A 10,197-nucleotide genomic window follows, 5' to 3' on the forward strand; every position below is an offset into this window, starting at 1 on the left:
GACAACACCCCCCCCCCCAACACCCGCCGCCTCGTGGACGTTAACCCCCCCCACCCCCCGCGCCGCGGCGCCGCCCGCCCGGGGTCCGCGGACCCCGGGCTCGACTCCCTGACCGGCCGCGAGCGGGAGATCCTCGTCGCCATCGGCAGGGGCTGGACCAACGGCGAGATCGCCGCGCACTTCGTCGTCGCCGAGTCCACCGTCAAGACCCATGTCGGCCGCGTCCTCGCCAAGATCGGCGCCCGCGACCGCGTCCAGGCGGTGATCTTCGCCTACGACCACGGCTTGGCCCGCCCGAACGCGGACTGAACGAGGGCAGGCTGAACCGCCGGGGACGGACTGTACCGGGGGTGGTTCACGGGATGACAGTGCGGTGAGGGTGGGGCGTCGAGATCACCGCGTCCACGCGAAAGGCCCGCGCACCGACGCGAAAACGACAAGCGACCTCACTCTCACAGAAGTTGACAATGCCCTCGCAGGAGGTACTGGCAATCACGTAGCACGCTGTGGCGACCAGCGCGGACTGATCGGAAGCGCTCACGAACCTCTTGGCGGCGGCCTTCCGCCCCGCGTCTTCCTCACGGGCCGCCACTCCATGCCTTCAGGTCGGCCCCGCTGAGCTGGTACTTAGCCTTCTTCCTCGGAAGGACAACGACTTCTGAGGTGAACCGCTGCGGGTACAGTTGAACTACATGATCGACAGCAGTAGTTGAGCGCCGTCTCTTGGCGTCTCTTCAGAACTGGGCGTTCTGATTTTCATCACGTGTCAAGAAATTCCGCAACAGGCGCTTAGCAGGTTCATGATTGTACTCCTCAGCGATTTCCATGGGGGTTTGCCCGTCACGTGAGATCAACGCGGGGTCTGCACCATAAGCAAGCACAATCGCAGTAAGTACGGAATGCAGCCGATACCCGGACTGCAGTGTCGAATCACCTTCGAGTTCGATGGCATGCGCGAGCAGCGTCATACCGAAGCAGACTTCGTTCGGATCAGCTCCGGCATCCAGAAGCGTAGCGAGTTCCTCATAGTCGTTGGTTTCAACCGCCTGATGCACAGGCGTCCACGGCTCCACTTCCACTGCGCGACTCCCGAATTCCATAGAAGCGACCGGTGGGGTGCCACCACCACAGGTCAGTGATCACATACTGGCGACGACCCCTTGAATCCGCCGGAATCGAGGCGGGGCTCAAGAGCACCAAGATGCTCTACAGTGCGAAGGGCTTATAGGCCAGAGCGGCGTCTACGACCTGTTCAGCCGTCAAGTCGTCCTGATCGAAACCCTCTTGGCGAGGATAGTAGATGAGGTCGACGACCCGCGGGTGAGGAACATTCCGCTCAAGGGTACGCCCCAACTCAGCCTGCTCCTCCTCGGTACCTTCGCCGGTCAGGATCCCCTCGACCAATGCGACGAGCTCGGGGCGCGTCATCGCACTCACCACACATCTCCCCTTTCCACCGACACCTGCACTATTACCCCAGTCGCTCACGCTGTCACCTCTGTCTATCGTTCGTTACCCGTATCCATCACACCCTTGCCGGAGGCCGCGTCGTACTCCTCGACCGCCGCCGCCCGCAGCTGGGAAATGCGCCACGGCAGCGATGCACCGATGGGATTGAACAAATCAGCAAAGCACCCAACCCTGCGCGCCCGGCGCCCTACGCCGGCGACACGCGGCCGGGGCCGCCGCGCCACCGCCAAGGACTGACGTCCGCCTGCGCCCTGCTGAGGTACAGCGCACCAACTTCCGTACATCAGCAGGGCGTTCACATACAGTCACGCCTGAGCTTCCACGCGCTCCGCGCCATGTGTCTCCGTCTGCGGCGCCTTGAACTCCGCCCACACCGTCTTTCCGATCCCGAACTCCCGGTCAAAGACACCCCAGCGGTCCGACAGCGCGTCCACCAGCAACAGGCCCCGCCCGCACGTCTCGTCGTCCCCCGGCGACCGCACCTCCGGACGGCCCGTCCCCGCGTCGCTCACCTCAAGGCGAAGTAACCCCGCCTCCGGGTCATGGAGGAAGGCCACCCCGACCTGCCGGTCTGTCGGCACCCGTACACGCATCGCGTTCGTCACCAGCTCCGACAGCACGAGTTCCGCCGACTCGATGACGTCCTGACCCACGCCCCAGCCCCCGAGGACGTCCCGAAGTATCGACCGCGACCGGGCCACGCCCTTCGGATGGCGCGAGATCCGGAAATGTGTTTCGTGCGAGCCGTCGCGGTCTGCCATGAGGCCCCCTGATGCGGGTCGGTACCTGTCGGCCAACTCCCGCGAACCATCAGCGGGATTGACCTTGCTCTGCACAACAGAGTGCCGAGAGACAGTCATCCATGCAACGTTGAATGGATAGCTGACGCTTTATTCACCCGTTCGGGTAATCTCAAGATCGGCGGGCCGAGACTCTGGTAGGGAGGGCGTATGCCAAACGTGAAACCGTCCACCGTCCTCGGACGCCAACTCGGCGACGAACTACGCCGCTTCCGCGAGGCCGCAGGTCTCACCACACTTGCCGCCGCCGAAGTTCTTGACTGCACCAAGGGCAAGATCAGCCGTATCGAGAACGGCCATGTACCGGTTCGGACGCCCGACTTGAACGCGCTCATGAAGGCTTACGGGGTGGATGACGAGGAGGCGCGTGAGCGTCTCGCAGCGCTGGCACGCAGGGCCAACCGACGGCGACGCGAAGGCTGGTGGCATCAGTACGGTTCCATCCTCGGCGACTCATACCGCGACCAGATCGAGATGGAGGACATCTGCGACAGCGTTCGGACCTATGAAGTGCAGCTCGTGCCAGGGCTTCTCCAGACACCCGAGTACGGCCGCGCGGTAACCGTCGCTTCCCGTTCCTGGGAGACACCGGAGCAGATCGACCAGTTCGTGCAGGTACGGCTCGCCCGCCAGGAACGGCTCACCGGACCCGAACCCCTGGAGCTGTGGGTCGTCCTGTCCGAGGGAGTGCTGCGTCAACAGGTCGGCGGCCCCGAGGTGATGCGCGCTCAGTTGGAACACCTGGCTTGCATCGCCGAGCTACCTAACGTCACCGTCCAGGTACTGCCATTCGCACGCGGTGCCTACTCAGGTATGTTCGGCCCGTACCTGCTGATGCGCTTTCCGCAGGTGGCATCGATGGACCTCGTTCTCACCGAGACCCCGACCGGCAACATCTGGATCGAGCGGGAATCGGAAGTCGCTCACTACCGGACGCTGTTCGACGATGCCCGCACCGCAGCTCTGCCACCCACGGAATCGCTCAGGTTCGTCCAACGCGTCGCCAAGGAGCACAGACCATGAAGCCAGCCCGCATCGCACCGCCAGACCTCGCCATAGCAACCTGGCGGGTGAGCACCTACAGCGGCGGTCAGGGCAACTGCGTCGAAGTCGCCGACAACCACCCCCACCTCATCCCCGTCCGCGACACCAAGCGCCCCACAGGCCCGGTGATCGGATTCGGTCGGGAGGCCTGGCAGGCGTTCGTCGCCCAGCTGCGCTGACCCCTTCACGATCAGGTATCTGCGGGCACACGCCAATGGGCGCGCCGCAGCCCCTCACGTCTCCGCACCGTCGCCCCCGCCGGACACGATCTGGTGTGGGCTTCAGGACTGGGAGCCTCCTGGCATCCGCACCATAGCCACCCCGCACCACGGCGACCCCACGGCTGCCACTCCCCCAGCGCCCCGCCCCACACACGCTTCAACAGTCCGCGCGGTGCAGCGGCGGCTGCCCGGTTTCAAAAAGGACTGCTGGCTTCCTAAGCGGCCGGCTACGTTTCCGCCGCCGACGCCACCAGCAAACGCGTCCGCGTCTACGGCACCACCCGCAAGAACGCGGCCGACAAACTCACTGAGAAGATCGCCGACAGCAACCGCGGCCTCCCCGTCGCCACCGCCGACAGCACCGTCGGCGACTGCCTCACCTACTGGCTCGGCAGCGTCGCCGTACACCGACTCCGTGAGAACACCCACACCCGCTACACCACCTGCGTCCGCCTCCACCTCATCCCCGGCCTCGGCACCAAGAAGATCGCCCGCCTCACCACCAAGGACGTCCACACCTTCCTCGACCGCCTGCGCACCACCTGCCAGTGCTGCGCCCAGGGATTCGACACCAAACGGAAGGAGTGCTGCGCGATCGGCGAGTGCTGCCAGAAGCGGCTCTCCCCTTTGACCGTGACCTACGTGCACTCGGTGCTCAAGTCCGCGCTGGAACACGCCGTCCGGGAAGACGAGCTGCCCCGCAACGTCGCACGGAACGTCAAGACCACTACACACCGGCCCAGGCGTTTCCGGCCGCTCACCACAACGGAGGCCCGCCCAGTTCCTCGACGCTGCCCGCACCGATCGGCTGTACGCACTGTACGAACTCGCTCTGCGCACCGGCCTTCGCAAAGGCGAACTCCTCGGCCTCTGCTGGGAAGACCTCGACCTCAACGCCGGGACGTCCCTCCAGCGCACCCGCACCAGCGGCCTCACCCGCCTGCCCACAAAGACCCGGGCATCCGAACGCCGCATCGCTCTCCCCACCGAATGCCTCCACTCCCTCAAGGAGCACAAGGAGCGGCAGGACAGGGAGCAAGGACAGGCCGGGTCGGCCTGGAGCGACAGCGGCCTCGTCTTCACCACTCCGACTGGACGGCCTCTCGACCCGGCCAACCTCACCCGCCGCTTCCGCAGCTTCCTCGACCGGGCCGGGCTCCGCCGCATCCGTTTCCACGACCTTCGCCACTCAACCGCGACCCTGCTGCTGGAACAGGGCGTTGACCTCGTCGTGATCAAGGAACTTCTGGGCCACGCCCACATCGGCGTCACCGGCGACGTCTACGCCCACGTCCGACTCCGACTCCAGCGAGACGCCATCGACGCCCTGGACCACGCTCTCGGCGGCCAGGACGACGACCCCGACGACCCACCAGCCGCAGCCGTCGTCCGCTGACGTTGCCGCCAGCGTTGCCGTCAAACGACACAGAAGCCCCACCGGAATTTCTCTCGGTGGGGCTTCTGATATATCCAAGGACATTGCGCCTTGCAGTTGCAGAAACAGACGGATTAGAGCAGAGGTCTATCCATCAGCCCAGTTGATTCAGTTCAGCACGGATTCTTTCTGCTTCGGCGCGAGCAGCGGCCGCTTCGGCGGCAGCCCTCTGGCGATCTTCCTGATAGATGAGAACGCCAGCCAGTGAATCCAAAGCGTCTGCAATCCTTTCCCGCCACGCGGCAAAAGATTCAGTTTCACGCTCACCCGGAGGCCTTTCGGATCGCACTTCTCTCAATCTTTGAAGTGCGGCGCGCAACTCTGGAGAGACAGGCATGAGACTCACCCACGTCCACCGATCAGAGGCAAGAACCGTTGGCAGGCAAGGCATGGTCCGATCAGCTCGCCATGATTCTCAATTGGGAACGAATTCCCTCTACCGCCACCACCAATCATGACGGACTGGAATGTCGACCCTTCCAGTGGGATGCCAGCATTCTCGAACTGGATGGCACACCCAACTTCCCCACATCCGCCATGGTGTCCAGAGTTGGCTACTGCCCTCGCTGTCTGCGGAGGCATTGCACCGCTACGCGTATCCGTCGCATAGGCGAAACGGACATGCTCTCCATCCGCAGAAGTAATCTTCGTCGCAACGTTGGGTCGCGATTCCGGGCTCATACTCAGCGCCTCGTCTGCGAAGTCGAGCAAGTCATCAGCGGCCTCACCACAGTTGTGAACGAGGACCGGCGTAGCCCCCGCCAGCACATAGTACGTGTGCCAGCCGTCAACCGTGAGGTTGTAGGTGGTACGGAGTTCCTTGGTGTGTGCCCTGTTGGCGGTGACGATGACCGTGTCACCCTCGTTGGTCCGCAGGGTCATCCCGGGGCGTAGGTCGGCGGCATGTACCCAGTCAAGTTCCGAGGGTGACCAGAACGGGTGCTCATGAGTCGCCGTGAGCTTCTCGATCCCACTTTCGGTGGCGATCGAGAGTTCGTTGAAATACTTGTCTTTTTTCGTAACGATAAGGCCTGTTACCTCGCGCGGGCCCTGTTCTCCCGTCTCGGGGTCAGCGGCCAGCACCTTATCGCCCAGGTCGATATCTTCGATGTTCTTCTTTGTCCCGTCCGCCATGAGGACGTCCGTGCCAGCAAGGAAGCATTCACAGTGGGGCAGCGGAACATCGTTCTTTTTGCCGACAGTCTTGAGGAGTTTCTTGCCCAGTGTTCGGACGGCTCCGGTGACGCTGAAGAAGCTGTAGATGTCGAGTCTGGTTTGGGTGTCCTTGTAGAGCGAGGAGTCGGTGTCGACGCCCTTGCTTTCGATGAATTCATCGTATGCGTCTGTCACCCCGGAGCAGTCTTCGATCCAGCACCATGGGCTCGCCTTGGACATACCTTCAGCGGACTCGACCAGCCAGTGGCCGGCTCCCGCGAGCGCGTCTTTCCAGCCTCCGCGTTTCTCGGGATTCTTCGGCTCGTCGCTGTAGCACGATACGGGTATGGAGTATCCGCCGGAGAAGTTGTAGCACGTCGAGCCGGCACTGCCGCCTTGGCCGTAATTCGCACTGCCCGCGCTCGATATCCCGCCGGAGGAGGTAGCGCCCGCACCCCTGCCGCCACCACTGCTGCTGATGGTGGTGATGATCTGGACCGCGGCCACCACCGCGACGATGATGCCTATCAGCAGGCCGAGGAATTCACCGTTCGCGTCGGAGAAGGTGACGGGGTTGTTGTTGCTGTAGGCGTAGCCGTTGATCTGTTGGGGGTCTTTCAGGTCGCCGATGGGGTCGACGCTGATGAACCGTCCCGTGGTTGTGTCGTACTCGCGGGATCCGAGGTGAGTGAGGCCGGTGGGGTCTTCGGTGCCTCCGACGAATCCCCTTTCGCCGCGCCAGGTGGCGGGCTTCGCAGCGCCTCGGTCTTCGCCGAACGGTTTGGTGGGGCGGCGGGTGAGGGCCTGTGCGGCGGCGTCGATCTGGAGGCTGGCGGTGCCGTGGTGGTCGGTGGACAGCCAGGTCAGGTCGCTGGGAGTGCGCATCGCCACGGTTTTGCCCGCGTGGGTGTAGTAGCGGGTGGCGGTGACCTTGGCGCTGGTTTTGTCGAGGCGGAGTTCGGTCTCGCCCAGATACAGGGTGGTGCCGGTGGCATCCCTGCGGATGAGCCGGTTGCCGTCGCCGTCGTTGAGGAACGTGGTGGTGGCGCCGCTGGCTTCGGTGGCCTTCTCCAGTTCGCCTTCCGCGTCCCAGTCGAGGGTCTGTGTGGTGCCGTTGAGGTTGCGAGTCTTGGTGGCTCCGTTCTCCCAGTAGGTGTAGCTGTCGGTGATCTGCGTGCCGGAGGCCAGGCTGGTGACTGTGTTGGCCAGGGCGTGCGGGCGGGACTGGTCGCTGGTCTTGTAGGCGTAGGTGGTGGTGGATGGGCCTCCGGTGGCGAGGTGGTTGGTGGCGGTCTTGCGGTTGCCGGCGGAGTCATAGGTGAAGCTCTGCCAGTACGGTGCTCGGCCGCCTACCGTGCTGGTGGTGGGTGCGGTGGCGCAGTCGCTGGCGGTGGTCCAGGCGGTCTTCAGACGGCGGTGGCCGTCGAATGCGAAGCACTGCTTGTCGCCGGGGCTGGTGGAGCGGTCGTCGATCTCGGCCGGGTTTCCGGCTTTGTCGTAGCGGTAGTAGATGTCGGCATCGGTGCCGGTGTGGGTTTCGGAGACGACGGTCTGGCGGGCCAGGCGCTGTGTGCCGTCTTCGTAGGCGTAGTTGATTTCCGTCCAGTCGGCAGTGGAGGAGACGCCCAGGGTGGTGCGGGTGTGCTCGCCGGCTGGGAGGTAGTCGGTGTTCTGGACGATGCCGGTCAGGCCCTGGAGGGTGTCGGGGAGCCGGGTGGGGGTGTAGCCGTAGGTGAGGGTCTCGGCGGCGAGTCCGCCCATGGCGGGGATGGTGCGCTTTTGCAGTGTGCCGTCGAGGTTGTAGGTGTTGTTGATGGTGTAGTAGCCGGTGCCGGCGAGGGCTCCTTCCTTGGTGCTGATCGTGTACTGCTGCTTCAGCACCCGGTTGAGCTCGTCGTAGTCGGCGTTGGTGATGGCGTAGACGTCGCCGGTCTTGCCTCCGACGTACCGGATGGTGGAGGTCAGTTGGCCCTTGGCGATGGTGTCGTAGGACCAGCGGGCCATGATCTTCGCGTCGTCGGGGGTGGGTACCCCACCGGTGACGGGCACGGGACCGTCGACGCGAGCGGTTTGCCGACCGAGGCTGTCGTAGGTGTAGCCGATTGTCTTCTTGCGGGCATCGGTTGCGGCGATGACCTGGTCGAGGTCGTTGTATTCGGTGGTGGAGCCTCCGGCATCGGGGTCCGAGGCGCTGGTTTGCCGGCCGAGGAAGTCATAGCCGTAGGACCAGATGTTGCCGCCGTCGTCCTTGACCGTCTGCAGGCGGTCGGCGTGGTCGTAGGAGTAGGTGAACCCGGTGTAGTCGGTGGTGACGGTGCTGCCGTTGTATTCGCGCTTTTCCGCCAGGCGGCCGCGGGCGTCGTATTCCTCGCGCACGGCGGAGGCACCGGTGGGCGGGAGGACGGTGGTGGCGTTGCCGTCGTAGGTGGTGGTGGTGCGTGAATGCTCCTGGCCCCTGACAAGGTTCTTCTGCACCGTGGGCCGTCCCGCACCATCGAAGATGGTTTCGGTGCCGGCGGGCGCAGCGGTGATCAGCGTGGCAAGGGCGCCGCTGGGGGCGGTTGTGTCGATGTACTGTGCGGCCGTTTCGACCGCGAGCCCACGGGAGTCGTACTTGGTTTCGGAGATCACCCGGCCGGTGCCCGTTGCAGCCAGCACCTGGACCTGCCGGGGCCGCAGCAGTGCATCGTAGATGGCGTACTGGGTGAGGTAGGTGGTGCCATCGTTGTTCAGGGACTTGGAGGCCACCCAGGAAGCTGCGCCGGACTGCACCTTGTACTCGTACTTCTGGCTGGGGCTCTGCCCGTTCGTACGGTTGCGGTCGGCCAGCCAGACGTCGGTGAGGCGGCCGAGGGCGTCGTAGGCGAGTTCGGTGCGGTTGCCGTTGGCGTCCGTCCGGGAGATGTCCACTCCCCAGTCCGGGGCGTGCTCGGCGGTGGCGGTGTGGCCGGCGGCGTTGGTGGTCGCTGTCTGGGTGACGGGTCCGCCGGTGGCGGGGGTGTAGGCGATGTGCTTGGTTCTGGTGCCCTTGGTGTTCCAGGTGTCCGTCGGCCGGCCGAGCGCGTCGTAGCCGGCCGTGGTGACGGTTTGGTAGTGGCCGGAGCCGTCGGCGTTGTAGCCGGTCAGGCGCTCGGTGCGGGTGGCATCTCCCTTAATCGGGGCGGCGGCGTAGGCCTGGCTGTCGTAGGAGAGGCGTGTTTCGGAGACGAGGTCGGTGGTCTTGGGGTCGTTGGTGCGGTTTGGGGTCACCGAGCAGTCGGCGGAGACTTTCTCCACCCGCTTGGGGTAGGAGAGCATCCACGTGGTTTCGTCGGTGGCGTACCAGGTGCGGGTGCAGTCCTTGGCGCCGTCGGCGTCGCTCTCCACGGTCAGCGGCAGGCCGCTGGTCGTGTCGTAGGTGGTGGTCGAGGTGGCCGTCATCGTGCTGCCGCTGTTCAGGCGGGTGCGGGTGACCTCGGTGCCGGTGCGGACCATGTGGCCGCGGACGGTGCCGTAGGAGTGGCTGTCGCTGGAGGTCTGCTGCGACCAGGGGGTGATGACCTTGGCGGAGACTTCCTGACCGGAGGTGCCGTTGTAGGTGATCTGCTCGCGGAGTTGGCCGGCGAACTCCTCGGAGTCGGTCTTGGACACCCCTTGGGAGTCGGTGATCGTCTCGCTGCGGGTGCCGCTGGCCTGCTTGTCGCCGTGCATGCCGCGGTAGTAGAGCGCGGTGGTCTTCGAGCGGGTTCCGGAGGCTTCACCGACGCTGGTGGTGACCGTGTTGTAGCCACGCCAGATTCCCCAGGTACGGTACTTGGCCTGGGAAATAGGCGATTCATCGTCGTAGGCCCAGGCGCCGCCGCCGGTGTAGCTGTAGCTGGTCTCCCTCAGGGGTGCACCGCCGGTCGGGTCGGATTCGGTGACCTGGGTGACAACGTACTTGTGGAAGAAGTCGGTGCGCGGCTGCGGGTTGTCACCGCCGGTGGGGTTGGTCGGCGGGGGGGGTTAGCCCTTGATCGGGGACACCCTGATCATTGGATCGTGAGGATCCGAAGAACAGGAGTTCCCGTTGGGGACGTCGAAGTACTCGCCT

The 10,197-nt window shown here is 64.8% G+C and carries 8 protein-coding genes and 1 pseudogene; 4 read left to right on the top strand and 5 right to left on the bottom strand.

Annotated elements, in window-relative coordinates; translation table 11 throughout:
* On the top strand, nt 1-309 hold a 309-nt coding region (locus ACWEKM_RS44335; RefSeq protein ID WP_451626987.1), incomplete at its 5' end, for a response regulator transcription factor.
* Nucleotides 310-734: 425 nt separating this feature from the next.
* Here ACWEKM_RS44335 and ACWEKM_RS44340 read toward each other — a convergent pair.
* The 3 genes from ACWEKM_RS44340 to ACWEKM_RS44350 form a co-directional block, all read right to left on the bottom strand.
* Nucleotides 735-1,079 carry an ankyrin repeat domain-containing protein gene (locus tag ACWEKM_RS44340; RefSeq protein ID WP_451626988.1) on the bottom strand — a complete coding sequence of 115 codons (345 nt, stop codon included), beginning with the start codon at nt 1,077-1,079 and terminating at the stop codon, nt 735-737.
* 127 nt (nt 1,080-1,206) lie between these two features.
* The gene (locus ACWEKM_RS44345) at nt 1,207-1,428 is read right to left on the bottom strand and encodes a bacteriocin immunity protein (RefSeq protein WP_451626994.1); all 222 of its coding nucleotides are present in this window, start codon (nt 1,426-1,428) and stop codon (nt 1,207-1,209) included.
* A gap of 347 nt (nt 1,429-1,775) precedes the next feature.
* Entirely contained in the window at nt 1,776-2,231 is a 456-nt protein-coding gene (locus ACWEKM_RS44350; protein WP_451626989.1) for an ATP-binding protein, read from the bottom strand.
* 189 nt (nt 2,232-2,420) lie between these two features.
* Here ACWEKM_RS44350 and ACWEKM_RS44355 point away from each other — a divergent pair, with 189 nt between their 5' ends.
* The 3 genes and pseudogenes from ACWEKM_RS44355 to ACWEKM_RS44365 all read left to right on the top strand — a co-directional run.
* Nucleotides 2,421-3,293: a helix-turn-helix domain-containing protein gene (locus tag ACWEKM_RS44355; protein WP_451626990.1), complete on the top strand. Its 873-nt coding sequence runs from the start codon at nt 2,421-2,423 to the stop codon at nt 3,291-3,293.
* On the top strand, nt 3,290-3,493 hold the full coding sequence (locus ACWEKM_RS44360; protein ID WP_451626991.1) for a DUF397 domain-containing protein: 204 nt from the start codon (nt 3,290-3,292) through the stop codon (nt 3,491-3,493). Before ACWEKM_RS44355 ends, ACWEKM_RS44360 begins: the two co-directional genes overlap by 4 nt.
* 261 nt (nt 3,494-3,754) lie before the next feature.
* A pseudogene (locus ACWEKM_RS44365) lies at nt 3,755-4,931 on the top strand (tyrosine-type recombinase/integrase); the annotation flags it as partial.
* Nucleotides 4,932-5,078: 147 nt separating this feature from the next.
* Here ACWEKM_RS44365 and ACWEKM_RS44370 read toward each other — a convergent pair.
* Nucleotides 5,079-5,237, bottom strand: a complete 159-nt coding sequence (locus ACWEKM_RS44370) for a hypothetical protein (protein ID WP_451626992.1) — start codon at nt 5,235-5,237, stop codon at nt 5,079-5,081.
* Between the two features lie 75 nt (nt 5,238-5,312).
* On the bottom strand, nt 5,313-9,599 hold the full coding sequence (locus tag ACWEKM_RS44375; RefSeq protein WP_451626993.1) for a polymorphic toxin-type HINT domain-containing protein: 4,287 nt from the start codon (nt 9,597-9,599) through the stop codon (nt 5,313-5,315).
* Nucleotides 9,600-10,197: the final 598 nt, after the last annotated feature.

Source organism: Streptomyces sp. NPDC004752, assembly GCF_053601275.1.